Annotated in this window: 20 protein-coding genes and 1 pseudogene; 16 read left to right on the forward strand and 5 right to left on the reverse strand. The window is 64.9% G+C overall.

Features of this window, described 5'->3' with window-relative positions; genetic code table 11:
- Positions 1-46 precede the first annotated feature (46 nt).
- From EV641_RS18100 to EV641_RS18115, 4 genes and pseudogenes are all read left to right on the forward strand, one after another.
- Positions 47-240, forward strand: a pseudogene (locus EV641_RS18100) (hemerythrin domain-containing protein); the annotation flags it as partial.
- A 309-nt stretch (positions 241-549) separates the two neighbouring features.
- The gene (locus tag EV641_RS18105; RefSeq protein WP_199233296.1) at positions 550-891 is read left to right on the forward strand and encodes a hypothetical protein; all 342 of its coding nucleotides are present in this window, start codon (positions 550-552) and stop codon (positions 889-891) included.
- 194 nt (positions 892-1,085) lie between these two features.
- On the forward strand, positions 1,086-2,060 hold the full coding sequence (locus EV641_RS18110) for a 3-carboxyethylcatechol 2,3-dioxygenase (protein WP_132473500.1): 975 nt from the start codon (positions 1,086-1,088) through the stop codon (positions 2,058-2,060).
- Positions 2,057-2,905, forward strand: coding sequence for an alpha/beta hydrolase (locus EV641_RS18115; protein ID WP_132473502.1), 849 nt, complete (start codon positions 2,057-2,059; stop codon positions 2,903-2,905). Before EV641_RS18110 ends, EV641_RS18115 begins: the two co-directional genes overlap by 4 nt.
- Positions 2,906-2,911: 6 nt before the next feature.
- Here the strand turns inward: EV641_RS18115 and EV641_RS18120 are convergent, their stop codons facing one another.
- On the reverse strand, positions 2,912-3,613 hold the full coding sequence (locus EV641_RS18120; protein ID WP_132473504.1) for a helix-turn-helix domain-containing protein: 702 nt from the start codon (positions 3,611-3,613) through the stop codon (positions 2,912-2,914).
- A gap of 161 nt (positions 3,614-3,774) precedes the next feature.
- Here EV641_RS18120 and EV641_RS18125 point away from each other — a divergent pair, with 161 nt between their 5' ends.
- The 4 genes from EV641_RS18125 (at position 3,775) to EV641_RS18140 (ending at position 9,566) form a co-directional block, all read left to right on the forward strand.
- Positions 3,775-5,424 (forward strand): bifunctional 3-(3-hydroxy-phenyl)propionate/3-hydroxycinnamic acid hydroxylase, encoded by a 1,650-nt coding sequence (locus tag EV641_RS18125; protein ID WP_132473506.1) that lies wholly within the window; start codon positions 3,775-3,777, stop codon positions 5,422-5,424.
- A gap of 138 nt (positions 5,425-5,562) precedes the next feature.
- Positions 5,563-7,971, forward strand: coding sequence for a CoA transferase (locus tag EV641_RS18130; protein ID WP_132473508.1), 2,409 nt, complete (start codon positions 5,563-5,565; stop codon positions 7,969-7,971).
- Between the two features lie 40 nt (positions 7,972-8,011).
- Positions 8,012-8,971 carry an enoyl-CoA hydratase/isomerase family protein gene (locus EV641_RS18135; RefSeq protein ID WP_132473510.1) on the forward strand — a complete coding sequence of 320 codons (960 nt, stop codon included), beginning with the start codon at positions 8,012-8,014 and terminating at the stop codon, positions 8,969-8,971.
- A 16-nt stretch (positions 8,972-8,987) separates the two neighbouring features.
- The gene (locus EV641_RS18140; RefSeq protein WP_132473512.1) at positions 8,988-9,566 is read left to right on the forward strand and encodes a TetR/AcrR family transcriptional regulator; all 579 of its coding nucleotides are present in this window, start codon (positions 8,988-8,990) and stop codon (positions 9,564-9,566) included.
- A 3-nt stretch (positions 9,567-9,569) separates the two neighbouring features.
- On the opposite strand, the gene EV641_RS18145 is transcribed toward EV641_RS18140, so the two are convergent.
- The gene (locus EV641_RS18145) at positions 9,570-10,931 is read right to left on the reverse strand and encodes an alpha/beta hydrolase (protein ID WP_241997336.1); all 1,362 of its coding nucleotides are present in this window, start codon (positions 10,929-10,931) and stop codon (positions 9,570-9,572) included.
- A 242-nt stretch (positions 10,932-11,173) separates the two neighbouring features.
- On the opposite strand from EV641_RS18145, the gene EV641_RS18150 reads away from it, so the two are divergent.
- Positions 11,174-12,970 (forward strand): NAD(P)/FAD-dependent oxidoreductase, encoded by a 1,797-nt coding sequence (locus EV641_RS18150; RefSeq protein ID WP_132473516.1) that lies wholly within the window; start codon positions 11,174-11,176, stop codon positions 12,968-12,970.
- A 77-nt stretch (positions 12,971-13,047) separates the two neighbouring features.
- On the opposite strand, the gene EV641_RS18155 is transcribed toward EV641_RS18150, so the two are convergent.
- Both EV641_RS18155 and EV641_RS18160 read right to left on the reverse strand, forming a co-directional pair.
- Positions 13,048-14,631: an AMP-binding protein gene (locus EV641_RS18155; RefSeq protein ID WP_132473518.1), complete on the reverse strand. Its 1,584-nt coding sequence runs from the start codon at positions 14,629-14,631 to the stop codon at positions 13,048-13,050.
- On the reverse strand, positions 14,628-16,253 hold the full coding sequence (locus tag EV641_RS18160; protein ID WP_241997337.1) for an FAD-dependent oxidoreductase: 1,626 nt from the start codon (positions 16,251-16,253) through the stop codon (positions 14,628-14,630). Before EV641_RS18160 ends, EV641_RS18155 begins: the two co-directional genes overlap by 4 nt.
- A gap of 130 nt (positions 16,254-16,383) precedes the next feature.
- Here EV641_RS18160 and EV641_RS18165 point away from each other — a divergent pair, with 130 nt between their 5' ends.
- From EV641_RS18165 to EV641_RS18185, 5 genes are all read left to right on the forward strand, one after another.
- On the forward strand, positions 16,384-18,027 hold the full coding sequence (locus EV641_RS18165; RefSeq protein WP_132473521.1) for an FAD-dependent oxidoreductase: 1,644 nt from the start codon (positions 16,384-16,386) through the stop codon (positions 18,025-18,027).
- A gap of 134 nt (positions 18,028-18,161) precedes the next feature.
- Positions 18,162-19,472, forward strand: coding sequence for an NtaA/DmoA family FMN-dependent monooxygenase (locus EV641_RS18170; RefSeq protein WP_132473523.1), 1,311 nt, complete (start codon positions 18,162-18,164; stop codon positions 19,470-19,472).
- Positions 19,473-19,506: 34 nt separating this feature from the next.
- Entirely contained in the window at positions 19,507-21,333 is a 1,827-nt protein-coding gene (locus tag EV641_RS18175; protein ID WP_132473525.1) for an NAD(P)/FAD-dependent oxidoreductase, read from the forward strand.
- Between the two features lie 40 nt (positions 21,334-21,373).
- Positions 21,374-21,568: a ferredoxin gene (locus EV641_RS18180; RefSeq protein WP_054719124.1), complete on the forward strand. Its 195-nt coding sequence runs from the start codon at positions 21,374-21,376 to the stop codon at positions 21,566-21,568.
- A gap of 5 nt (positions 21,569-21,573) precedes the next feature.
- Positions 21,574-22,812: a cytochrome P450 gene (locus EV641_RS18185; RefSeq protein WP_054719133.1), complete on the forward strand. Its 1,239-nt coding sequence runs from the start codon at positions 21,574-21,576 to the stop codon at positions 22,810-22,812.
- A 19-nt stretch (positions 22,813-22,831) separates the two neighbouring features.
- Here EV641_RS18185 and EV641_RS18190 read toward each other — a convergent pair whose 3' ends face one another.
- On the reverse strand, positions 22,832-23,641 hold the full coding sequence (locus EV641_RS18190) for an SDR family oxidoreductase (protein ID WP_132473527.1): 810 nt from the start codon (positions 23,639-23,641) through the stop codon (positions 22,832-22,834).
- Positions 23,642-23,817: 176 nt separating this feature from the next.
- Between EV641_RS18190 and EV641_RS18195 the strand changes: the two genes are divergently transcribed.
- Together EV641_RS18195 and EV641_RS18205 are read left to right on the forward strand one after the other, a co-directional pair.
- On the forward strand, positions 23,818-24,318 hold the full coding sequence (locus EV641_RS18195; protein ID WP_054716360.1) for a hypothetical protein: 501 nt from the start codon (positions 23,818-23,820) through the stop codon (positions 24,316-24,318).
- Between the two features lie 493 nt (positions 24,319-24,811).
- On the forward strand, positions 24,812-25,072 hold the full coding sequence (locus EV641_RS18205; RefSeq protein WP_132473529.1) for a hypothetical protein: 261 nt from the start codon (positions 24,812-24,814) through the stop codon (positions 25,070-25,072).
- The last annotated feature ends 65 nt before the right edge of the window (positions 25,073-25,137 follow it).

Below are 25,137 nucleotides of genomic sequence, written 5' to 3' on the forward strand. Positions count from 1 at the left end.
CGGCACGTTCACATCGCCGGCTTTCCGGGCTGATCGACCCCGCGCTTCCGTGTTGATCGAGAACGTCGAGCATCATATCGACGAGGAAGAGCAGGAGTGGTTTCCGAAGGTGCGTGAAGCATTGGGGCGCAAGAAGCTCCAGGAAATCGGTGAGCGGATGATCGAATTGGAGAAGGAGGCCCCCACCTCCCCTGCGCAGCCGTCGGCGTTGAGAAGCCGGTCGATGCCGTCCTGAAATAGAAAAGCATCGCCTGCGGTGTAATTCCCCTGATGCTCCCCCTCTTCAAGGCCGACCTGATCTTTGGTGTTCTCGACTGCGATATTCGCTGTCGAGAACACCAGATGCGTGCCCTGGCTGTGGCACATGACTACCTCGACCCCAGGAGTAGCACTCGTGTTCCTCCGGAACGGAGAGTGAAATGACAACCGACGGAATCGAAGCCGTGTTTCTGACGACCCGCGACTGCGGAAGGTCGGTGAAGTTCTTCCAACAGACGGGCTTCACCTCGGAGGTCGAGACCGCCCATCGGTCCGGGCGTCTCCACAGGTGTGTCGCACTATCTGACCAGGGACGCGACCGCGGCGACACTTCGGCAGGCCGCCGGGCTCGCAGCCGGGTCGACGCTGGCAATGACCTTCCTGTTGCCCGCCGAGCTGATCGGCGAGATCGACCGCGCAGGCCTCGAGACCGGTGGAAAGGGGGCCGAGGTCTCCGGAACACCCTTCGTCAGCTTCTACACACCCTCTGAAATACTGACTCTCGCCGGGGAATCGGGCCTCACGCAAGTCCGGCACGTCGCGGGAACATCGCTGGGAGCACGCTACTTTGCCGACAGGGCCGACAGTCTGCGCCCGTCGAGCGGGGAGGACATTCTGGTGGCCACCATCTGACGGCCGCTCGTAGGGCGAGCGAGTGAATCCGTCGTCTCATCCGTCGAACCCCTCGCCGCGGACGGGATGGGCGAACCAGCGGGATTCGTTGAACCTCGATGGGTCGGGTGTTACTGTCTCGCGTGTAGATACCGAGATATGGTGTGTATATAACGCACACGGTCCTGCTCGCTCGGTCGACGAACGGAGTGACCATGCCGCTTGCTCTCTGCGCTTCGTCGCACTCGCCGCTGATCGGCCTGCACGACCCTCCGGCAGACATCGCCGACGAGGTGCACGCCCAGCTTGCGGGGGCACGCGCGTTCGTGGAGGAGTTCGATCCCGAACTCGTGCTGGTCTTCGCTCCCGACCACTACAACGGATTCCTGTACGAGCTGATGCCGTCATTCTGCGTGGGCACGGCAGCCGCATCCGTGGGTGACTACGGGCTGCCGAAGGGTCCGCTTCCCGTCGACCGCGCCGCCGCCTATGCCCTCGCGCGACACGCACTCGAGTCGGGCGTCGATGTGGCGCTGTCCGAGTCGATGCAGGTGGACCACGGTTTCGTTCAGCCACTTCTGTTTCTGTTCGGTTCCATGGAGAAGCTTCCACCTCTGGTTCCGGTGTTCATCAACTGTGTGGCCGAGCCGCTCGGCCCGGCAAGTCGAGCGCGTCTGCTGGGGGAGGCTGCAGGACGATCGGTGGCGAAGTCGGGGAAGCGAGTGCTGATCGTCGGGTCGGGTGGCCTCTCGCACGACCCGCCGGTTCCCCGCATGGAAAACGCCACCCCGGAAGTGGTCGAACGAATTACACACGGGCGCAACCCTACTGCCGAACAGCGTAGGGTGCGGGAGTCTCGCACGGTCGCGGCAGCGGGCGCGTTCGCGTCGGGCTCAACCGAGTTCCACGACCTCAACCCCGAATTCGACGCATTCGTGCTCGACGCGTTCGAGTCGGGCGCCACCACTGCGTTCGACGATAAATCGACCGACTGGTTCGTCGAGGAGGGCGGCCATTCCGCCCATGAGATCCGCACCTGGATCGCCGCCTACGCTGCGCTGTCCACTCAGGGCGACTACGAGATGACACGCCGTTACTACCGACCGATCAAAGAGTGGTTCGCCGGATTCGCCGTCACCACTGCAGTACAGAAGGCCGCCGTAATACCGAAGGAGTGTGCTGCGCAATGACTATCTGGGACGACCTCGGCACGGTGGCACACACGATCGAGTACCGCGAGATCGACGGGTGGCGGACCCGGGTGCTGCGCGCGGGTTCCGGTCCTGCGCTGGTGCTCATGCACGGTACGGGCGGACATCTGGAAGCATTCTCGCGGAACATTCCTGCGCTCTCCGAGCTTTTCACCGTCATTGCCTACGACTTCCCCGGGCAGGGTTACACGACTCCGACCGAGCATGATCTCGAGATCGACGCCTACGTCGGGCATCTCGCCGCGCTACTGGATGATCTGGATCTGGATCGCGTGCACCTGTCAGGCGAGTCACTCGGTGGTTGGGTGGCAATCAAATTCGCTGTCGAGCACCCCGAACGGCTGGACCGCGTCGTGCTCAACACACCCGGCGGAACCATGGCCGCCCCGGAAGTGATGGCGCGGATCAGAGACTTGAGCCAGTCCGCCGCCGACGACCCTTCGGAGGAACGCATCCGGGCGCGTCTCGAGTGGCTCATGGCCGATCCTTCAAGTGTCACGGACGAACTCGTCGGGTGCCGCCGAGCGATCTATTCGCGACCCGGGTTCGCCGAGTCGATGCGACACGTCCTGTGCCTACAGGATCCCGAGGTGCGGCGGCGCAACATGGTCACCGACGCAGACCTGGCCGCAGTGGCGGCACCCGCGCTGGTGATCTGGACCAGCGATGACCCGTCCGGCCCTGCGGGGGCAGGCATGGACATGGCCGACAAGATGCCGAACGGGCAGTTCCTCTTCATCGACGGAGCCGGGCACTGGCCGCAGTGGGAGCAGCAGGAGATCTGCGACAAGGCCGTGATCGGTTTCCTCTGCAGCGACGCATGACGGCGCTCAGCCCTCGAGCACTGCCGATGCGATCTCCTCCGCGGCCCGCACGACCTCCGGCGCAGCCGTGGCCAGCTGGTTCTCACGATGGCTCATGAGCGTCAGGCACGCCGCGGGGTGTGAGTTCGCGATCGGGGCCGCGACCGCGTAGGCGCCGGACTCGACCTCACCCGAGCTCGTAGCGTATCCGCGCCGCCGTGCCTCGACGACTACCTCGGGCTCGCCCGGAAGTGCCGGCCCCGCTGCAAGCAGCGCGTAACCGGCGGCGCCGCGATCCAGCGGCGTCCGCATTCCGGCGCGGAAAGCAATGTGCTGGAGCACCGTCACGGGCTCCACCACCTCGATCGAGACTGCTTCCTCGCCCTCGACGACGAACAGGTGCACGGTGCAACCGGCCTGGTCGGCGAGGCGACGCATCACCGGGGTGGCGATCTCGCGCAGCGCCGGTAGGTAGGACGTCGAGAGGGCGGCGAGGAGCGCTCCGGGGCGGTAGCTGCCGTCGGATCCGTGCGTCACGAATCCGAAGTCGCGCAATGTCTGCAGGATTCGGTACGCGATCGAGCGGTGGACGTCCAGTTCGGCGGCGAGACGCTGAACGGTCATGCCGTCGGGGGAGTCCACGACGGCAAGCAGTGCGGTGAGTCCGCGAGCCAGCGTCCGGCTGCCGACCTGGGGTGCAGGCTGCTGGCGCCCGTTCGACGTCGTCATTCAGCGCACGCCCGTGAGCGAAAAGTACAACATGAAGCTCATTATATGCACTTCGGCCGCGATGGCGGTGTTGACACTATAGCTCCGCATTCGACATAGTACGTGTGGATATAGAAGCTCGGTGTTCGATAAATACAACACACTGATGCAAGGGAGTGCCCGTGACCGACGGTCGAGAACGATCTGCTTCGGAGCCTGCTGCCGTCGATGTGCTCATCGTGGGAGCTGGGCCCGTGGGGCTCACCTTGGCGAACATTCTGGGAGCCCGAGGGCTGCAGGTTCTCATCGCGGAGGAGCGAGACGTCCTCATCGACTACCCGCGCGGTGTGGGACTGGACGATGAGTCCATGCGCGCATTCCAGGGCATCGGTCTGGCAAGAAACGTTGAACAGCACCTCATTCCGAATCAGATCCTGCGATTCGTCAACGGCAATGGTGAGCTTCTCGCGGAGATGGCGCCGAGTCGGGCGCAGTTCGGCTGGCCGCGGCGCAACGGGTTCGTCCAGCCACTCGTGGATGCCGAGCTCCTCGAAGGCCTCGCGCGTTTCGACACCGTCGACGTGTGCTGGTCCACCCCGATGCAGTCCCTGCGAGAAGACGGGGACGGTGTCGTTGTCGAACTCCGCGACCGCGGCGCACCTCGCGAGGTGCGCGCGCGATACGTGGTCGGATGCGACGGCGGTAAGAGTCGAACCCGCCACATCATCGGGACCGCGTTCGACGGTGTCACGTCGTCCACCCGTTGGCTCGTTGTGGACCTCGCCCATGACCCCCTCGGCTCGCCGAACAGCTACGTCGGCGCCGACCCCGAGCGGCCCTACGCGTCCATTTCCATCGCCCACGGCATCCGGCGCTTCGAGTTCATGCTCATGGACGACGAGCACGACAGCGAGGTCGACGACATCGGCTTCGTGCGCGCTCTTCTCGGCCTGCACATCCCGCGCCCGGAGGACGCCGAGATCATTGCCTACCGCATCTACACCCATCACTCGCGGATCGCGGGGGAGTTCGGTCGCGGACGCATCTTCATCGCGGGCGACGCCGCCCACCTCATGCCCGTCTGGCAGGGGCAGGGATACAACAGCGGCATGCGCGACGCGGTCAATCTCGGCTGGAAACTCGCCGCAGTGTGCTCCGGACAGGCCGACCCCGACCTGCTGACCACCTACGATGCGGAGCGGCGCGGACATGCCCGGGCCATGATCGATCTGTCGACCATGGTCGGGCGGGTGATCTCGGTGCGTGACAAGCGCCTTGCCTGGCTTCGCGACCGGGTGCTTCGCTCGGCGTCGGCGCTCCCCGCCCTCAAGCGCTACATCCTCGAGATGCGGTTCAAGCCGATGCCGCGATACGAGACCGGGGCGGTGGTGCCCCTCCCCGGCAAGGACTCGCCGGTCGGCCGGATGTTCATTCAGCCCGAGGTCGTCACCGAGAACGGCCGGTGCCGTCTCGACGAGGCGCTCGGAAGCTGGTTCGCGGTGCTTTGCTGGAACAACGACCCCACCGCGGTGCTCGACAAGCCCAGCGTGGAGGCGTGGCGCAAGATCGGTGCGCGGCTCGTCACCGTCGTTCCGGCTGCCCAGGTGGGGCGGACCTCGTACGGAGACGACGTGACCGTGGTCGGCGACCCGGGGCAGCTCAAGGCCTGGTTCGACGCTCACCGCGAGTCGGTCCTGTTCCTGCGACCCGATCGGTTCGTCGCCGCTGCCGGCATCGCGCAGGACGCGAGCCTGCTGTCGACGCAGCTGTTGAGTGCTCTGCGCATGGAGAAGTACGTCGCCGACAGCCCTTCTGGTGCCACCGCGGGCTGACGAGCGCCGACACTTCGCTGGAGAATCCGACCATTTGCTTGACGATCCCCCCTGTGCTGAGGAACAGTGTCCAATAACGAGACACATCGTCTAGTGAACTGGGTTGGCTGCTGATCCGACGGGCGTGAGGAATCTCGAATGTACAAAGGTCAGGACAGCCGGATCGAAGAGCTTCCGCTCGAGGGCTTCGTCGTCGTCGACCTGTCCATCGGCGTTGCCGGAGGCTACGGGACGAAGCTCCTGGTAGACGGTGGTGCCACGGTCCTGAAAGTGGAAGCGACGGACGGCGACCCGTTGCGTCGCTGGTCCGGCTCGGGTGCTGAGATCGGCGACGAAGAGAGCGGTCCGTTCTTCCAGTTCTTGGCGGGCGGCAAGGAAAGCCTCGTCCTCGATCCTGAATCCGCGGACGTCGCAATGCAGGTCGGGCGGCGGCTGGCGAGCGCCGATGCGGTGATCTGGTCAGCGGATTCCCCCTTCGCGAGTATCGCCGAACTGCATCCGAAGCGGTTGGAAGCCGACTACCCGCACCTCGTCATCGTATCGATCAGCCCGTTCGGACTCGATGGCCCGTGGAGTGGCAGGGCTGCAACCGAATTCACACTTCAAGCGTGGTCAGGCGCGATCGTCGGCCTGGGCCGTGGCGCGCCCGATCGCGCGCCTGTCCAGGTGGGCGGCCGGGTTGGACAGTTCGTGACCGGCACCTACACCGCCATCGGGGCCCTGACCGGACGTGTGAATTCACGCCTCACGGGTCGCGGGTGCCTCATCGACCTGTCGATGCTCGAGGCGATCGTGTTGAGTCTGACGTATTACCCCGTCACCTACCACGATGTGATGGAGCGACCGTGGCGCACCGAACGGGCGCTCGTGCTCCCAGGCGTGCAGCAGGCTGCCGACGGTCTGGTCGGAATGGCTTGCGGGACGCTGCAACAGCGCCAGGACCTCTACGTGATGATGAACCACGCGGAATGGATCGAGGACGACGCCATCATGTCCCGTCCGGCGGAGGTGGCGCCCCTGATCGCCGAATGGGTAGCCGAGCGCACCGTCGACGAAATCCGCGAACTGGCGATCGCCTTCCGAATCCCGAACGCTCCCGTCGCAGATCCCAGCAACGTCGCCACACTCGACCACTTCGAAGCGCGCAGGGTGTTCGTCGAGAACCCGTACGGGAAGTTCCTGCAGCCGCGCCAACCTTTCCAGGTGTCGTCGTTCACTTGGGCTGCACCGCAACCATCTCCAGCTCTCGGTGCGCATCGCGACCGGTTCGGTCCCGTGCGCGCACACAGCGACGGCGCTAGTGGCACCTTGCCGTTCGCCGGGTTGCGGGTGCTCGACATGACGGCCTTCTGGGCCGGCCCCACCTCGACCCATCTGCTCGCCCTGCTCGGCGCCGACGTCATTCATCTCGAGTCCGTTGTACGCCCGGACGGCGGTCGGCTCGTCGGTGGAGTGTCGGGTGACGTCGACATGTGGTGGGAACGTTCCCCCATTCATCTCGGTGGAAATGCCGGCAAGAAGAGTGTCACGATCGACTTCACCACCGACGAGGGGCGCACACTGCTCGAGCGTCTCATCGAAACCTGCGACGTGCTCGTAGAGAACTTCACGCCGCGGGTGCTCGATCAAGCGGGGCTGAACTACGAGCGGGTACGCGAGATCAGGCCCGACATCGTGATGGTGCGTATGCCGGGCTTCGGACTCGACGGTCCCTGGCGCGACATCGCCGCATTCGCCTATTCGATCGAGGACGCCGCGGGCCTGACCTGGATGACGGGCTACCCGGACCGGAACCCACTCGAACCCTCCTGTATCGGCGACCCGAACGCCGGCATGCACGCGGTGTACGGTCTGCTACTCGCGCTCGAACACCGCACGGCCACAGGCGAAGGTGCGCTCGTCGAAGCGTCGATGATCGATGCGGCACTGAGCATCACCGCTGAGCAGATCATCGAATACACCGCGACCGGGTCGATTCTGACGCGACAGGGAAACCGAGGGCCGGACGCCGCTCCGCAAGGGTTGTACCGGACGAAGGACGTCGACGAGTTCGGCCGGCCCGACAGTTGGATTGCACTCGCCGTCGAGAACGACGCCCAGTGGGGTGCGCTCGTCGACGCCTCGAAGGAGGTCCCGGAGTTCCGGGACGCCCGCTTCGCTGCCGCTGCAGGGCGTCTCGAGTATCATGACGAGATCGACAAGCTCATGCAGGCCTGGTGCGAAGGCCGGAATGCCGAGCACATCGTCGACCGGCTGTGGAGCGCCGGTGTCCCCGTCGCGAAGGTGATGCAGCCGCACCGCCAGATCGAGATCGAGCAGCTGATCGCGCGGAAGTTCTTCGAGGACATGGAACACCCTGTCGCCGGCCGTTATCGGCAGAGCACCCTGCCGTTCACCATGACCGGACTCCCCGAGCGTCTGACACAGCGCCCGGCGCCGTTGCTCGGGGAACACAACGACGACGAACTGAAGGCGCTGGGCGTCACCGACGACGACCTGCGTGCACTGGAAGCAGACGGAGTGATCGGCCGGGCTCCCGCTCGGTAACAAGTCTCGGTAGCCAATACTGACTTCGAGGAGTACACACATGTCGAACAGCGAACCGCCGTCGGCGGAAGAGATCATCCTCTACGAGAAGGATCCGGCTTCGAAGATCGCGACCATCACGTTCAACCGGCCCGACCGCCTGAACGCTCCCACGGTCGAAGCGCGACTACGCTACGCCGATCTGCTTCATCGGGCGAGCATCGACGACGACGTGAAGGTCCTGGTGGTGCGGGCCGAGGGCGACGATTTCGGAAGCGGGGTCGACCTACCGGACTTCATGGCCGGTATCGACCACGGAGACTCCGCCGAGCGACTCGAGGAGTTCCGGATCGACGACCCCGACGTCGTCTATCCGCCGAAGGACTCGTACCGCAACATGGGCAACTACGGCTCGTGGTTCGCCGACGCCCGGTCCGGCTGCCGGAGTCTGCAGGAGTTCAACAAGATCAGCATCGTCGAGGTCAAGGGCTACTGCTACGGGTGGCACTTCTACCAGGCTGCAGACGCCGACCTCGTGATCGCGTCCGACGACGCACTGTTCGGGCATGCCGCGTTCCGCTACGTCGGCTGGGGTCCGCGCATGTGGACGTGGGCGATGACGATGGGAATCCGGCGTTTCCAGGAGATGGTGTTCACCGGCCGACCGTTCACCGCCGACGAGATGTACGAATGCGGTTTCCTCAACAAGGTCGTGGCCCGCGACGACCTCGAGGATGAGGTGCAGACGTACGCGAAGGCGTGCGCGCGCAACCGCCCGACCGACACTGTCGTCATCCAGAAGATGTTCTTCCGGATGATGAAGCAGCATCAGGGCGAGTACATGGGCAGTCTCCTCACCGGTATGGTCGAGTCCATGGGGCGGCTCGTCCGCCCGGATGAGCAGGAGTTCCATCTCGACGCCGAGATGATGGAGGCGGGGCTGACCGATTCGGTGAAGGCGAACGACGAGAATTTTCCCCCCGAGTTCCGGCTCAGCAAGGCCGCCCGGAAGCGGTCCTAGTTAGGATCACCGATTCATGAGCACTACTCCACGACTGTCCATGCGCGAGCGTCAACGCAACCTGACCCGGCAGAGCATCCTCGATGCCTCCCTGGAGGCATTCGCAGACCGCGGATACTTCGCGACCACGGTCGACGACATCGTGCAGCGGGCCGGCATCGGGCGGGCAACCTTCTACCTGCACTTCGACGGCAAGGCCACTGTGCTGCGAAACCTCCGCGACGCGCGGATGGTCGAGTGGCAGGCCCAGGACGGCTTCAACTGGGGGCATGGGCAGGCTGCCTCGGTGCGGAAGTTCTTCGAGCGGATGGTCGACTTCTATCTGGAGGCTCCGATCCTGTACAAGACGCTGCACGAGGCGCGCGCGGCCGATCCGGAGTTCGCCGCAGAGCACATGCGGACCATGGAGGAACTGGTCGTCGAATGGTCACGCACCAAGACGTCGGCCACCAGGGAGCAATTGCGTCTCAGCGCCGCGATGCTCTACTCGATGCTCGACTACTTCATGCATCTCTGGTTGATCCAGGGGTGGGAGATCGAGCGTGAACGCGCGATCGACGCGATGTCGGACGCGCTGCTGGCCGCGATGCGCTGAAATTCAGTCGCCGGCCTCGAAGGTCCTGCGCAGGACGGCGTAGACGTCGTCGAGGAAACGCTGGGTCTGTTGTGTACGAGGGCGGGCGACGAACCCGCCGTGTATCACCCCGGGGTAGACATGGAGTTCGACCGGAGTCCCGGCCCGGGACAGTTTCGCGGCATAGCGCAGGTTGGAGTCGAGCAGCGCGTCCACGTCGCCGATACCGATGAATGCGGGTGCGGTGCCGCGCAAGTCGTCGGGAGTTGCTCGTCCGGGTGCGGCTGTCGCCGGGAGGACTGTGCCGTGGAGTTCGCCGAGATACGCCAGCCACGAGTGACGTTCGGCCTCGAGTCGCCACAGACCCCAATGTCCGGCACCGCCCTCGAGTGCCCGGAGGGAGCCGTGCTCACGGTCGTCGAGCATCGGATAGACCAGGAGTTGGAGCGCGGGCTGGGGAAGACCCACCTCGGCGAGACGGATGCACAGCGCGGTGGCGAGCCCGGCACCGGCGCTGGCGCCGCAGATGACGAGACGAGACAGGTCGACGCCGAGACCGTCGGAGTGTGTGAGGATGTGGCGCCAGACCGTCTCTGCATCGTCGAGCCCGGCGGGGTAGGGATTCTCCGGTGCCAGGCGGTAGTCGACCGATACGACTGCGCAACCGAGGTCGGCGGCGATGAGATCGAGCCGATCGTCGTTCTCGTCGAGCCCACCCATGATGAAGGCACCGCCGTGGAAGTACACGATGGCAGGGAGTGGACCTCTGGCATCCCGAGGCAGGTACCAGCGGACGGGTACGCTCGGCTGTTCCTCGGTGCCGGGGACGACGTCGTCGACCCGCTCGACTCGTTCGTTCGCCGGGGCCGGAGGTGGAGTGATCTTGGCGTAGGCCGCACGAATGGTGTCGATGCTCGTGGTGTCCCACCGGGTCAGGTGGTCGAGCTGGGCGAGTGTTGCCGATTCGACCCTGCGGTGGACCGCGACGGCGGGCTCGGTGGGGCCCGCGAACTCCGGGAGTGCCGCGATGCGAGCGTGCAGATCGTTCTCGGTGGAGTGGAACGTCTCGGCGAGGATCGGGGGTTCCTTCCGAACCTGTACTCGCTCGGCGAGTTCGGCGGCCAGGGGCTGCGTTTCCGGCGTATCGAGAACGGCGATGCGGCTCGGGTCTGCTTCGAAGAGAGCGGTGGCCACCGAGCGGGCCCATTGCAGGGCGCGGTCGCAGTCGTCGAGCGCACTGCCGGCACGGGTAGGAACCTCGACGATCACCAGCCCGTCGACGGCAAGCTCCCGACAGCTGTCCGAGTGGTCGCCGTTCAGGACCAGGGCCAGGACCAGGTATGGGCTCGTCGCAGTCTGTGGCGATGTGAAGGTTCGGACGGTCAACCCGGCCCCCACCTTATGGGAGTCGATGCCTACCATCCTGGCCTCCGTCTCAAATAGTGCACATCGACGTGTAGGAAATGCACTTCGACGGTAGCTGATGGTGCTGGGCCCCACAAGGTTCCGTTCCGGACTCTTGACGAGAAGTGGAGCGTTCGACCAGTATGTGTGTATATAGAACCAAAGTGTGCGTTAAATACACAAGCCTTCGGATCATGCATCACACCGAGAAGGAGCCGCAACCCATGACGGATGCTCGGCGCAACTCAACCTCTGAGATCGACACTCCGAATGCGGCACAGGTCTTCACGGCCTGGCTCGCGGAATTCGCGTCCGCGCTCGAGAAGGGCTCGGAGGTCGAGCTCGGGGCATCCCTGCACCCCGACGCCACGTGGCGCGACTTCATGGCCTTCCCATGGGACTTCCACCACGCCGTAGGCGGCGCGCAGACCGCCGGTCGTCTGATCGAGCTCGCCAAGGAATGGAGCGCGTCCGGCTTCGCTGTGAGTGCAGAGCAGGAGCCCTTCGTCTCCGGCGACGACATCATGGGGTTCTTCGACTTCACAACCAACGACCGGATCGATCGCGGATTCGCGCGACTCGTACGCGACGGGTCGCGCTTCGTTGCGTTCACGCTGCAGACCCAGGTCGAAGGGCTCGAAGCATTCCCCGAGGGAACCCGTCACCGTCGCCCCGAAGGAAAGGTCTACGGCGTCGTCCCGGGCCGCACGCGCTGGGCCGACGACCGGCGCAACGAGACGTCGTTCGAGGACCGCGACCCCACCGTGCTCGTGCTCGGCGCTGGCCACAACGGCCTGGCTCTCGCAGCGAGGCTGGGTGCCCTCGACGTCGACACGCTCGTGATCGACCGGGAGGCACGCATCGGCGACACGTGGCGCAAACGCTACGCCTCGCTTGCGTTGCACAGCACCGTCTACGGCGACCACCTGCCGTATCTCCCCCTTCCTGCTACATGGCCGGCGCACACTCCGAAGGACAAGTTCGCGAACTGGCTCGAAACGTACGCCACCACACTCGATCTCAATGTATGGACAAGCACGACCTTCCTCAGTGGACACTACGACGAGGAATCCGAGCGCTGGACGGTCCGCGTGCAGATGGGCGACGGCTCGATCCGCGACCTGCACCCGCGCCACTTCATCGTCGCGGGCGGAATGTTCGGTTCGCCGCGCATCCCCGAGATCGAGGGACTCCAGGAATACCGCGGTGTCGCAGTGCACTCCGACGAATTCCAGGACGGCGACCGTTATTCCGGCAAGAAGACGCTCGTCATCGGGTCGGGGGTCAGCGGTCACGAACTGGCGCACGACCTCTGGGAACACGATGCCGACGTCACGATTGTGCAGCGCACCTCGACCTACGTCGTCACCTACCCGAGTTACCACAAGTACTGGTCGACGCTGTTCACCGAGGACATGACGCTGACACCCGACCTCGCCGACCAGATGACCTACGCCCTGCCCAACGAGCGGGTCGACGAGTTCAACAAGGAACTCGTGCAGCTCGCGAAGGCGGCCGACAAGGAACTGCTCGACGCACTCGAATCTCAGGGGTTCAAGCTCAACTGGGGCCCGGACGGTACAGGGATCATCGGTGCGCACATGTCCGGCAAGGACAGCTACCAGATCGACATCGGCGCATCCCAGTTGATTGCCGACGGCCGAGTCCGCCTGAAGCAGGGCGTCGAGGTCGCGGAGATCAAGGGCGGCACAACGGTGGTATTCACCGACGGGTCGGAGATGTACGACGTCGAACTGATCGTCTTCGCGACCGGCTACCACCAGTTCTGGGGCCATTTGAAGCCGGTCCTCGGCTCCGCCGCAGCGAAGATCGACAAAGCGTACGGTCGCGCCGCCGACGGCGAGTACGCGAACACCTGGCGCCGATCGGCGCAGCCCGGGCTCTGGTTCGGCACCGGCTTCATCCGGATGGCGCGCTTCTACACCCGATTCACTGCCTTGCTGATCAAAGCGATCGAAGAGGGCATCGAGCCGATGGATCCGGAGACCCGCAAGCCGTAGACGGCTGGTGCTGTTTACCGCCCGGGCCGAACCTTGGTGTTCTCGACAGCGATATGCGCCGTTGAGAACACCGAAGTTCATCGTCCGCGCAACGTGCCTCGCTGGATCTTGCCGGTCGCGGTCTTCGGGAGCGCGTCGAGTACATGGACCACGCGGGGACGCTTGTATGCAGCGAGGCGCGCGCCCGCGAAAGCGGCCAGTTCGACCGGGTCGGTCGTCTTGCCCTCGCGCAGTGACACATACGCGACGACCGCTTCACCTCGGTAGTCGTCGGGCACCCCCACCACCGCCACCTCGAGTACCGACGGGTGCTCGTACAACACGTCTTCCACCTCACGCGGCCACACCTTGTAGCCGGAGGTGTTGATCTGATCCTTGATGCGATCGACGAGATAGACCCAGCCCTCGTCGTCGATGATGGCGACGTCGCCGGTGTGCAGACGTCCATCAGGGAGTGTGAGCTCCGTGGCTTCCTCGTTCTGCCAGTAGCCGGGAATCACCTGCGGCGCTGTGACGACGAGTTCGCCCTCCTCACCTGGTGGCTGTGGCCTGCCCGCGGCGTCGACCGTGATGACCTCGACGCCGCGTGTCGCCACGCCGACGGACAGCGTCCCGCTCGGCCCGTGCACCGGAGCCGCCACACCCGGCGGCACCGCGATACCCCCGCCCGTCGTCTCGGTCATACCCCAGATGTTGTGGAGGTAGACGCCGAACCGGTCGCGGAAGGCGTCGATCGTCGCCGGTGGGATCGGGGCTCCGCCGGAGTAGACACGCTTCGCACTCGCGAAATGGTCGGCGCCCGCATCGGGAACGCCGAAGAACGCATTGAACGCGGTGATCGAGCCGACGGTGGTGGTGACCTCGTGCTCCCGGATCGTGTCGAGTGCGACCGAGGCTTCGAACCGTCCGCTCATGCTCAGTGTGACGTCGTTGAGCAGCGCGATTCCGGCGTTGAGCGAGAGTCCGGTGATGTGGAACATCGGAGCGATAGCGTAGGAGACATCGCCGGCAGCCAGCCGGATCCACTCGGCGTATCCCGAGACAGCGCAGAGGAAATTTCGGTGGGTGTTGAGCGCGCCCTTGGGCGGTCCGGTCGTGCCGGAGGTGTAGGTGATGAATGCGATGTCGTCGCCGTCATGCATGACCCGAGCCGGACGCTGACCGCGTCGTGCAGCGAGGATCGTGGCGAGGTCGCCGTCAGGGGAGGGCGCGGGGTCCGGCTCGGTGAATACCCGAGGGTCATCCCGCGTCTGGAAGTCCCGCGACGACGCCGAGAGCAGCCACCGGACCGGGGTTTCCGCCAGCGCGTTGCGCGTCGCCTCGTCGGTACCACGCGCGACGATGATCCCCGTCGTGCCGGAATCCTCTACCAGCCGCCGCAATTCGTCCCCGCGGTACATCGGGTTGAGCGGCACGGCGATTGCCCCGGACTTCCACACGGCCAGCAGGGCAACTGGGTAGTAGGGGATGTTCTGTAGGTAGATGCCGATCCGGTCGCCCGAGCGCACACCCCGCGCCTGCAGCTCGGTGGCCAGCCCATCGGTCAGCGAATCGAGGGTGGCGGCGTCGATCGTGCCGTCGAAGTATCGGATCGCCGCGCGGCTCGGGTGGGCGGCGACCCGCTCGCGCCATGCCTCGACGATCGAGCCGGACATGCTCATCGGCCCGCGCCGACCGCGTGCCGTCCGGCGATCCAGGCGAATGTCATTCCAGGACCGAGTGTTCCGCCTGGGCCCCCGTACGACGCGCCGGTCGGCGACGAGACGTTGCCCGCCGCATACAAACCGCCGATCACGTCGCCGTCGAGATCGATGACGCGGGCATGTTCGTCGACTTTCGGTCCGCCCTTGGTGCCGATGACACCGGCGGTCAATTCCATGGCGTAGAAGGGGCCGTCCGTGATCGGTCCGAGGGTGCCTTCGATGCTCCCCTTCTTGTAGGGATCGCCCCACCACCGGTCGTGGGCGCTCTCGCCTCGGCCGAAGTGGGGGTCCTTACCCGCCGCGACGTTCGCGTTCCACTGTTCGACGGTGCGCTCGAGTTTGTCGCCGGGGATGCCGAGTGCAAGAGCGAGGTCGCGGAGGGTGGGCGCCTCCACCAGCCACGGGGGTGTGGTGCCTGTGTAGGGGCGACCGGTCGATCCGTAGGTGGTGAGATAGGTGTGGTCGAAGATCAGCCACGCGGGCAGGTTGGCGTACCGGAACGCGGTGACGTCCTCCTGATGGAAGGCGCCCACGACCGAGTTGTAGCTGACAGCCTCGTTGGTGAAGCGCCTACCGGTGCGGTTCACCATGATACTGCGTGGCCGCGTGCGGTCGCCGTTGATCATCTCGAGGTTCATGGCGTTGATGCCCTCGGGGAGTTCGGTGATGGGGATCCACCAGGCTTCGCGCATGTTCTGGAGTGCAGCTCCGGCACGCATCGCCATGCGTAGGCCGTCGCCGGTGTTCGTGGGGATCGAGGCGGGTTTGGTGACGTGGCCGCGCAGGAACGCCGTGCGGTATTCCTCGTTCCACTCGAATCCGCCGGTGGCCAGGATGACTGCACGTGTGGCATGGAGGGTCCGACGTCCGTCGGTGGTCTCGACGACCACACCGGTCGCGCGGCCGTTCTCGATGATCAGATCGTGTGCCGCTGTCGACACCTCGATCGTGACGCCCACACGAAGGCACGCGTTCAGGAGGTGGCCGACGAGGCCTCCGCCCATGCCGCGCAGGTCTTCGGCCTCGCGGTGTGCTTTCTCCTCGTCGGTGGGTGCCTTGGGAACTGCGCAGCCGATCGCGGTCTCGTCCATTCGCAGGTAGGGGGAGTAGTAGGGGGTTACCTCGACCTTGTCCTGCCACTCACCGAGGGTGGGGAAGGGAAACAGTTCCTGCCCGAGTGTTCGGCCGCCGTCGGGTTTGCCGCCGGGATTCGACGGGTGGTAGTCGGGTAGGCCGGGCACCGCGAAGAACGCGACCCCGCCGTCGTCGGCAAGTGCGCGCACCATCTTCGGTCCGGCGTCCACGAAGGCACGTGCCAGGCGTTCGTCGAGGATGCCGCGTCCGAGAGACATCAGGTAGGTCATCGCGTCGTCGACACTGTCCTTCGCGCCGATGTCCTGCATGTACGGGTTGTTCGGGATCCAGACGTGGCCTCCGGACCACGCGGTCGTTCCACCCACTCGGTCGTTCTTCTCGAGGACCGCGACTCGTGCGCCTTCGTGTGCTGCAGTGAATGCAGCGGTGAGTCCTGCGGCGCCGCTGCCGAGGACGATGACATCGTATGTTTCGGGTTCGGACACTCCGGCCTCCGGTTCGAGTGGGCTCTTGTGGGGTTGTGTGATCCCGCTTACCATAGCGAACGTGCATCAATAGAGACCAGGTGTTCAATATATACAACACGCGCGGGGTGAGATGGTGGGGCGAATTCCAATGCAGGAGACGTACGACGTAATCGTTCTCGGGTCGGGAGCCGCCGGCCTCACCGCAGCGCTCGCCGCCGCACTCGAGGGAGTCGACGTCGCGGTGTTCGAGAAGGCCGAGCTGATCGGCGGCACCACCGCACTGTCCGGTGCGGGAATCTGGGTTCCCGCCAACCCGGTCGCGGCAGGCAAGGGCGTCGAGGATTCCTTGGAGGAGGGCATGACCTATCTGTCGAGCCTGTCCAACGGGATGATCCTGCCGGAGCTGGCCGCGGCGTTGATCGCCGGCGGCCCCGGATTCGTCGACTTCCTCCACGAGCACACCGACCTACGACTCCAGCTCGTCGAGGGATATCCCGACTACCACCCCGAACATCCCGGTGGGAAACCCGGCGGTGGCCGGACACTCGAACCCGGACTGTTCTCCTTCGCCGGGATCGAGGAGTGGATCGACCGCATTGCCGGCGACATCCAACGCATCGTGCTGGTCGAAATGCCACTCGGGGGCGGGACGGGTGTCGTCGCACCCGAGATTCTTGCTGCTCGTGAGGACGCCGCGGAAGAGGGGCTGGGCCGCGCGCTGGTCGGCGGCCTGCTGAAGGCGTGCCTCGAACACGGGGTCGACGTCGTAACAGAGACCAGGGCGCTGCGGCTGTGCACCGACGACGGCGTCGTCGACGGCGTCGAGGTCCAGACCGACGGGGGCGTGAGAACGGTCGGAGCCTCCGCAGTCGTGCTCGCGACCGGCGGGTTCGAATACGACCCGGATCTGGTCCGCGACTTCCTGCGCGGACCGCTGACGCGCCCCATCGGCGCACCGACGAACACCGGCGACGGCCTGAAGATGGCCATGAGAGTCGGTGCCCGCCTGGGCAATATGCGTGAAGCGTGGTGGTCACCGTCGGTACCGTGCCCGGGTACCCGGCGCGACGGGGCGCCGGTTGCAATGCTGTCGTCGCGGGAGCGGGCGCTCCCCGGCTCTATCATGGTCAACCGCTACGGACGCCGCTTCGCCAACGAAGCGGCGAACTACAACGCCTTCGGTGGCGCCTTCCATCATCTCGACGAGTCGCGACTCGACTACCCGAATCTCCCGGCATACATGATCTTCGACCAGTCCACCGTCGACCGGTTCGGTGTATTCGGTGCTCGCCCGGGGGATCCGGTTCCCGAGTGGGTCGTCCGGGCATCGTCCTTATCGGAACTGGCTGCAGCACTGAATCTTCCGATAGGCGCAGTGACGGACACCGTCACACGCTTCAATGGCCATGCGGCGGAGGGCGTGGACCCGGATTTCTCACGGGGCAGAAGCGCATTCGATCGTTTCCCCGGTGGGAGGATGGGCGATCCGGAGTCCCCTGGTGCCACACTGGGTCCGGTCGGGATGGCGCCGTTCTATGCCGTCGAGGTGAGCAGTTCGGCGCTCGGCACGAAAGGTGGGCCCCGCACCGACGTCGACGGGCGGGTTCTCGATGTCGACGGCGACGTGATCGAGGGGTTGTATGCCGCGGGCAACGTCATGGCCAACCCGAGTGGGATGGTCTACGGCGGTGCCGGTGCCACCCTTGCCGTCGCGGGAGTATGGGGGGTCGCTGCAGGTCGGGCTGCTGTCGCGGACCGGGTCCCGGCGCGTTCCGAAGCGAGGCAGACCTGAGTGGACACGTAGACAAGCCAATTCGTCGAAAAGATGGACGCATCGTCTATTGACTTGCCGAACCATCCATCTATAGCGTGTGACTGGGATTACAGGACGACTCTCGATGCCACCTCTGATCTGAAGGACGGCCCATGGCGACTCGGCGCTATCTCCACCTGAACCTCGTCGGCAACGACATCAATCTCCACATGGGGGCTCCCTCTTACGAACAGAAGCACCACGCCGACTCGGCGCTCGTCGACCCGTTCGAGCGGCTGATGACTTACGGCCATCTCGGCGACGAGGGTCTCTTCACCGCGATCTTCCTCGGCGACGTACCCGGCATGCCGAACTCACCCGCCTTCGACGGCGGGCCCGCCGAACCGATCACCGCGCTGACCGCGATGGCCCGCGAGACCCAGCACGTCGGTCTCATCGCCACCGCGTCGACGACGTTCTACGACCCGTACACACTCGCGCGTCTCATCGCCTCGCTCGATCAGGCATCCGACGGCCGGGCCGGGCTCAATGCAGTCACCACCGTCGGAGATGCGCTCGCGCTGAACTACAGCAAGACCAGTCACCCCGACCGCGAGACACGGTACCGCCGCGCAACAGAATTCCTCGACGTGACCGAAGCTCTCTGGGCGAATCGTGAGGTGCGCAGAGACCCCGACGGCGTCACGCGGTATTACGCCTCGCCGATCAACCACAAGGGCGAATCCTTCAGCGTCATCGGACCGCTCAACGTCGCGCCGAGCCGCCAGGGCCGCCCGCTGGTCGCCCAGGCGGGTGGGTCCGGGCCCGGCATCAAGGTCGCCGCACGGCACGCCGACATGGTGTTCACGGCCGCGTCCAACCGGGAACGTGCGGCCGCATACCGGGAGGACCTCGACAAGGCGCTCGCCGACGCGGGTCGCCCCGTCGGAAGCGTCCCGGCGGTCCCCGGCCTGATCCCCTACGTCGCACGTACCGCGAAGGAGGCCGAAGAGCAGATGCTCGCTCTGGACGAGTTCGTTCCGTGGGAGCTCCTCGCACCGAAGGTGCTGGTGCAATTCGGGTTGGAGCCGATTTCGTTCGACAGCGTCGAAGACCGGTTCCCGTTCGAGAAGATGCCGAAGCCGGCAGACGTCGAGACGACCATCAAGAGCACATTCGGGAACTACGTGGGTCTCTACGACTGGATCGAGGCGCATCCCGGCGCCACCGTCCGCGAGGTCACAGCGCAGTCGCTCGGTCGGGGCGGTGCCCAGCACCGCAAATTCGTCGGCTCGTACGACGACATCGTCGACGATTTCGAGGCGTGGTTCAATGACGGCAACGTCGGAGGCTTCAACCTCATGTTCCCCGTCGGTCCGGCGTCGATCCGCGACTTCATCGATGAGGTGATTCCCCGCATGATCGATCGCGGGATCTACCGATCCAGCCCCGACGACCGGCCGCTGCGAGAACGCTTCGCATGAGCAGCAACCTGCCGACAGGTGAAAGGAACCGAGCATGCCGGAGCCGTTGACGCCGCCGGGCCCGAAACCCGAAGGCTTCGATCCGGATTGGGTGCGGGCAAAGCATGCCTACGAGCGGGCCAAGCGGCTGCGGCGCGACGGCATCGAGCAGTTCGTCGAAGTCACTGCCGAGTTCTCGCACTGGGAGGACGATCCCTACGTCGAACGGGTCGAGCGCGATCCGGTCAACGACGACGTCGAGATCCTGATGATCGGTGCCGGCCTCGGCAGTCTGATCGCCGCGGCACGGATGCGTGAGGCGGGACTCGACGGCATCAGACTGCTCGACCGGGCAGGCGGCGTCGGTGGAACCTGGTACTGGAACCGCTATCCGGGCGTCCAGTGCGACATCGAGTCGTATATCTACATGCCGCTACTCGAAGAACTGGGCTACGTTCCCACCCAGAAGTACGCGTACGGCGCCGAGATCCGTGAGCACCTCACGGCGATCGCGCACGAGTACGACCTGATGCACGACGCGCTCTTCCACACCACGGTCACCGAGATGGTCTGGGACGAGGCGAGCGAATGCTGGATCGTGCACACCGATCGCGGCGACCGCATCCGCGCCCGGATCGTGGTGGTCTCGCCGGGCTCGCTCGTACGTCCGAAACTGCCAGGTATTCCCGGCATCAACGAGTTCGAAGGACACACCTTCCACACCGGCCGATGGGACTACAACTACACCGGGGGCAACGAGTCCGGTGAGCTGACCGGGTTGCAGGACAAGTCTGTGGGCGTCGTCGGTACCGGCGCGACCGGCCTGCAGGTGGTCCCTCACCTCGGTCGATGGGCCGAGCAGCTCTACGTGTTCCAACGGACGCCGAACGCCGTCGACGAACGGGGGAACAAGCCGACCGACCCCGACTGGGCCGCGAATCTCGAGCCCGGATGGCAGCGCGAGCGGATGGAGAACTTCACCCGCTACACCGCGGGCATGGAGAGCCACACCGACCTCGTCGACGACGGCTGGACCCGCGTGGCGTCCGAGGTCACCAAGACTGCGATCCAACAGGAGAACGAACGCCGCGGCGCACCGATGACCCCCGAGGAGACCGGCGAGTTCCTGTTCGAGGCCGACTACAGATCGATGGAGCGGGTGCGTGCCAGGATCGACTCCGTCGTCACCGACAAGGCGACCGCCGAGGCGCTCAAGCCCTGGTACAAGCGGCTCTGCAAGCGCGTCGGGTTCCACGACGAATTCCTGCCCACGTTCAACCGCGACAACGTCGAGCTCGTCGACACCGACGGACGCGGAATCGAGCGGCTGACACGCGACGGGGTCGTCGTCGGAGGCACGGAATACAAGGTCGACGCGCTGATCTTCGCAACGGGATACGACGTCAGCAGTAGCTACACCCGCCGTGCCGGATTCGACATCATCGGTCGCGACGGCATACACCTGAGCGACAAGTGGAAGAGCGGACCACGCACCTTCCACGGCCTGCAGTCCAACGGATTCCCCAACTGCTTCTTCCTCGGGTACACGCAGACCGGTATCGCGAACAACTACACGCACACCGCAGAGGAACGCGCTCGCCACCTCGTCTACCTGCTCCAGCAGCGCATCGAGCGGGGCGCCACCACGATCGAGGCCGACCTCGAGGCGGAGGACGGTTGGGTCGCCACCATGAAGGAACTCGCCGGGCCGGGCCAGGCCTTCTACGCCGACTGCACCCCCAGTTACCTCGACAACGAGGGCGACAGTGGTAATCCCGACGGACTCGTCGCAGCCAACTACGGCGGTGGCCCGATCCAGTTCTTCGAACTGCTGGCCCGATGGCGGGACAGCGGACAGATGGACGGCGTCGCGCTCGCGTAGTGCCCTTGGTCCCCAGTCACGGTTACGGAGTGAATTGTCAATGAGAGTCGAGATCATCGAAGAGCGATGCGTCTCTGCCGGCCAGTGCGCCGCGATCGCACCCGAGATATTCGACCAGCGTGACGAAGACGGCGTCGTAGTCCTGATGGACCCGAAGCCGTCCGAGGAACACTGGGATTCGGTTCGTCAGGCAGCAGCGTCGTGCCCCGCGGTCGCCATCGCATTCGAGGAGTGAAAGACATGACAGAGAATTCCACGACCGGGGTCGGCGAGGCCGTTCTGAGCTTCCCTGTCGAACGCGACGCACGCTGCCCGTTCGACGTGCCCGCCGCACTCATCGGCTCGGCGGCCGATCAGCCTCTGAGACGAGCACGCATCTGGGACGGCAGCACACCGTGGCTGGTCACGGGCAACGCCGAATTACGGTTGTTGGCACTGGATCCGCGCATCAGCACCGACGATCGTCTGACGGGTTTCCCGCACTGGAATGCCGGTCGGGCAGCGATCGCCCCGATGCGGCCCGACAGCATCTTCAACACCGATGGGCCCGGGCATCTGCGACTACGCCGCATGATGACACGCACATTCTCGTACAAGCGTGTCGAAGCTCAACGCGAGAAGATCCAGCAGGTGACGGACAAGCTCATCGACGACATGCTCGCAGGGCCGAATCCGGTCGACCTCGTACCGGCATTCGGTCTTCCACTTCCGTCGTTCATGATCTGTGAATTGCTCGGAGTCCCCTACGACAATCACGATTTCTTCCAGGAACACGCCTCGGCGGCGATGGATCGCTATGCCACACCGGAACTGCAGGAACGGCTGTTCACGGCGATGCGTGGCTACATGCGTGAGGTCATCGAAGAGCGGCTCGCCTCGCAGGAGGAGTCGACGGGCGTGATCGCAGAGTTCGCCGACAACATTCGTGCGGGCGACATGACGATCGACGAAGGGGTCGCGCTGGCCAACGGTCTGCTGTCGGCCGGGCACGAGACCAGCGCCGGCATCATTTCACTCGGGACCCTGGCTCTTCTGCAGAATCCCGAGCAGCTCGAGTTCCTGCGCAACAACGACGATCCCAAGGCCATCGCCAATGCGGTCGAAGAGCTCCTGCGGTACCTGAGCATTGTGCACAACGGCCAGCGTCGGATCGCCTTGGAAGACATCGAGATCGGCGACGTCGTGGTCCGTGCAGGCGAAGGTGTCATTCTCGACTACTCCGCGGGCAGCTGGGATGCGAGGACTTTCGACGAGCCGCGGCAGTTCGATGTGGCTCGAGTGGCGAACAAGCATCTTGCCTTCGGATTCGGCCCGCACGGGTGCATCGGCCAGCAGCTCGCCCGCGTCGAACTTCAGGTCGCCTTCGCCACTCTCATTCGCCGAATCCCGACTCTGGAGCTCGCCGTTCCGATCGAGCAGATCGAGTTCAAGCACGACCGGCTCGCCTACGGTGTCTACTCCCTGCCCGTGAGTTGGTGATGGGCAGGGAGTCTCGACTTCAGCTCTGACCCGGAGTCGTCATCGTGCTGCCCGCGGCTGTGCCGCCGTCGACACGGAGGACGGCGCCGGTGACGTAGCGGGCGCGGTCGCTGGCCAGGTAGACGGCGGCTTCGGCGGCGTCGTCGACCGTCCCCTCACGGTTGAGTGGTCGCTTCTTCGACTGCGTGGTGCGCACACTGGAGATCATCGCTTCGCGCTCCTCACCCTCGAGTTCGGTTGTCGACGACTCCAGCAACGTTGTCGGGATGCTGCCCGGTGCAAGGCAGTTCACGCGGATACCGTGGACGCCGAGGTCGATGGCTGCGGACTTCGTGAAGTGGATGACCGCGGCTTTCGACGCCCGGTAGGTGATCACTCCGCGGCCGGCCATGATGCCACCGATCGAGGACGTGTTGATGATCGAGCCGCCACCGTTCGCGGCCATGTACTTTGCTGCTGCTCGAGTCCCCACCATCACCGCGCGCAGGTTGATTGCGAAGATCTTGTCGAAGGCCTCGAGGTCGTCGTCGAGGAAACTGGCGTAGATCGGTCCGGAAATGCCGGCGTTGTTGACCAGCACGTCGAGGCCCCCGAACGTCTGTACCGCGAAGTCCACCAGTGCTCGTACCTCGCCGATGTCGGATACGTCGGTTTCCCGGAACACTGCGGAGGCGTCGAGCGAGTCGGCCAGAGCCTTGCCTTCGTCGCGGTTGACATCGGCAATCACCACCCGGGCGCCCTCGCGGACGAAATGTTCGACTGTCGCTCGACCTATTCCAGTGGCTCCACCTGTGACGATGGCGATCTTTCCGGTGAGTTCTGAAGACATGTAAGCACTCTCGCATCTCGGACGGTTCGACATTCATTGCATCCAACTACTGGACGCATTGTCTATCAGTAGGCGTGATCTGCCAAGGGCTCGCCGTCGAGGGTGGGCGGTGATGGCCGATGATGAGAGCACACTGGAAATCGTCCGGCACCGGGATACCAACAACGGGAGAACACATGATCGGAGACAGGTGGGGAGTCACCGACGAGGAGGTCGCGCGCCGTTACCCGTGCGACGACATCGTCCCTGCGCCGAGCCTGTCGGCATGGCGAGGCGTCACCGTGAATGCTCGGCCCGAGGCGGTGTGGCCGTGGGTCGTGCAGATCCAGTGGGCGCCGTATGCGTACGACTGGATCGACAACCTCGGCAAACGCTCACCGCAACGATTACTGGGCTTCCCCCAACCAGTACCTGGCGACCACTTCACCAGCACGGCCGGTCGTCCGCAAGGACGGGTGTTGTCGATCGAGCCGCAGGTGCACTACACCGGTCGCATCATGGGAGCAGTCCTGTCATACGTCCTCGTTCCCGTCGACGACCGCACCACTCGCTTGCTGATGAAGGTCGTCATGAGTGGGAATCGATGGCTTGCTCCTGTCATCTCCGTCGGCGACCTCGTGATGGCGCGACGCCAACTGCTCAATCTCGAGCGGCTCGCGGAGAGGGATCTGACGTGATGCGGTGACGTGCTCGAGCCGTCGGCACACGCATCGAGTCTGGGTACGCGTACTTCAAGATTATGGACGTCGAGCGACGACGGCGAAGGTGAGAGGAATCCGCGGCGACCCCTCGGGAAGCGCCCATCCCTGGTCGCAAGGGGTGAGTTCGGCGAAGGCCGGCCAATCCATGTGGGGAAACTCGGCGAGGGTTTCGATCGTGAGCCCGGCGTCGCGCAGTGAACCGACAACCTCACTCAGACTGTGACGCCACTCTGCTCCGAGGAGGGGGTGATCGTCGCGGATGGAGTGAGCGATTCGATTGATGGGAACATGTGTTCGACTCGAGGTAGTGTGTGGACCGCGCGGGCCGATGAGGCGCCATGCCTGGGAAGCATCGGTCCGCGTCCAACTCGGCCGCAGTGAGATTTCCAGAACGAGGTCGACGTAACGATCCGGATGCGGTAGTCGATCGATAGCCGACCATGTAATCCGTTCGAAGGGTGTCTGTTTCGTGAAGCGTAAATTCGTCGCAGTTGTCATGGGTTGCGCTGCAGTCGCACTGATCGTGCCGGGCGCCGCGAATGCGGTGCCGACCGGTAGCGCTGGCTCGGGAAGCGCCAATTCGGGCAGTGCTCAGTTGGTGCCCATTTACCTCGACATGCTGCCACGCCTCGCGCAAGCCGCAGTCAACTGCCTCATCGACGGAACTCCGATGCAGCAGTGCGGCTACACAGGAATGGACCACGACTCGATGCCGGTCATCGGGGGCTGACTTCCGAACTTGGTTGTGAGTCAATAACTTCAGGTCTGGCTCATGTGCGAATCGAGCGATTGACC

This window comes from Rhodococcus sp. SMB37, from assembly GCF_004345605.1.
GTDB lineage: Bacteria > Actinomycetota > Actinomycetes > Mycobacteriales > Mycobacteriaceae > Rhodococcus.

Bases quoted from the DNA above. Each gene is read 5' to 3' on its own strand.
- EV641_RS18130 (WP_132473508.1), top strand. From the start codon at position 5,563: ATGTACAAAGGTCAGGACAGCCGGATCGAAGAGCTTCCGCTCGAGGGC.
- EV641_RS18150 (WP_132473516.1), top strand. From the start codon at position 11,174: ATGACGGATGCTCGGCGCAACTCAACCTCTGAGATCGACACTCCGAAT.
- EV641_RS18155 (WP_132473518.1), bottom strand. From the start codon at position 14,631: ATGAGCATGTCCGGCTCGATCGTCGAGGCATGGCGCGAGCGGGTCGCC.
- EV641_RS18165 (WP_132473521.1), top strand. From the start codon at position 16,384: ATGCAGGAGACGTACGACGTAATCGTTCTCGGGTCGGGAGCCGCCGGC.
- EV641_RS18185 (WP_054719133.1), top strand. From the start codon at position 21,574: ATGACAGAGAATTCCACGACCGGGGTCGGCGAGGCCGTTCTGAGCTTC.
- EV641_RS18175 (WP_132473525.1), top strand. From the start codon at position 19,507: ATGCCGGAGCCGTTGACGCCGCCGGGCCCGAAACCCGAAGGCTTCGAT.
- EV641_RS18190 (WP_132473527.1), bottom strand. From the start codon at position 23,641: ATGTCTTCAGAACTCACCGGAAAGATCGCCATCGTCACAGGTGGAGCC.
- EV641_RS18110 (WP_132473500.1), top strand. From the start codon at position 1,086: ATGCCGCTTGCTCTCTGCGCTTCGTCGCACTCGCCGCTGATCGGCCTG.
- EV641_RS18120 (WP_132473504.1), bottom strand. From the start codon at position 3,613: ATGACGACGTCGAACGGGCGCCAGCAGCCTGCACCCCAGGTCGGCAGC.
- EV641_RS18195 (WP_054716360.1), top strand. From the start codon at position 23,818: ATGATCGGAGACAGGTGGGGAGTCACCGACGAGGAGGTCGCGCGCCGT.
- EV641_RS18140 (WP_132473512.1), top strand. From the start codon at position 8,988: ATGAGCACTACTCCACGACTGTCCATGCGCGAGCGTCAACGCAACCTG.
- EV641_RS18115 (WP_132473502.1), top strand. From the start codon at position 2,057: ATGACTATCTGGGACGACCTCGGCACGGTGGCACACACGATCGAGTAC.
- EV641_RS18180 (WP_054719124.1), top strand. From the start codon at position 21,374: ATGAGAGTCGAGATCATCGAAGAGCGATGCGTCTCTGCCGGCCAGTGC.
- EV641_RS18170 (WP_132473523.1), top strand. From the start codon at position 18,162: ATGGCGACTCGGCGCTATCTCCACCTGAACCTCGTCGGCAACGACATC.
- EV641_RS18135 (WP_132473510.1), top strand. From the start codon at position 8,012: ATGTCGAACAGCGAACCGCCGTCGGCGGAAGAGATCATCCTCTACGAG.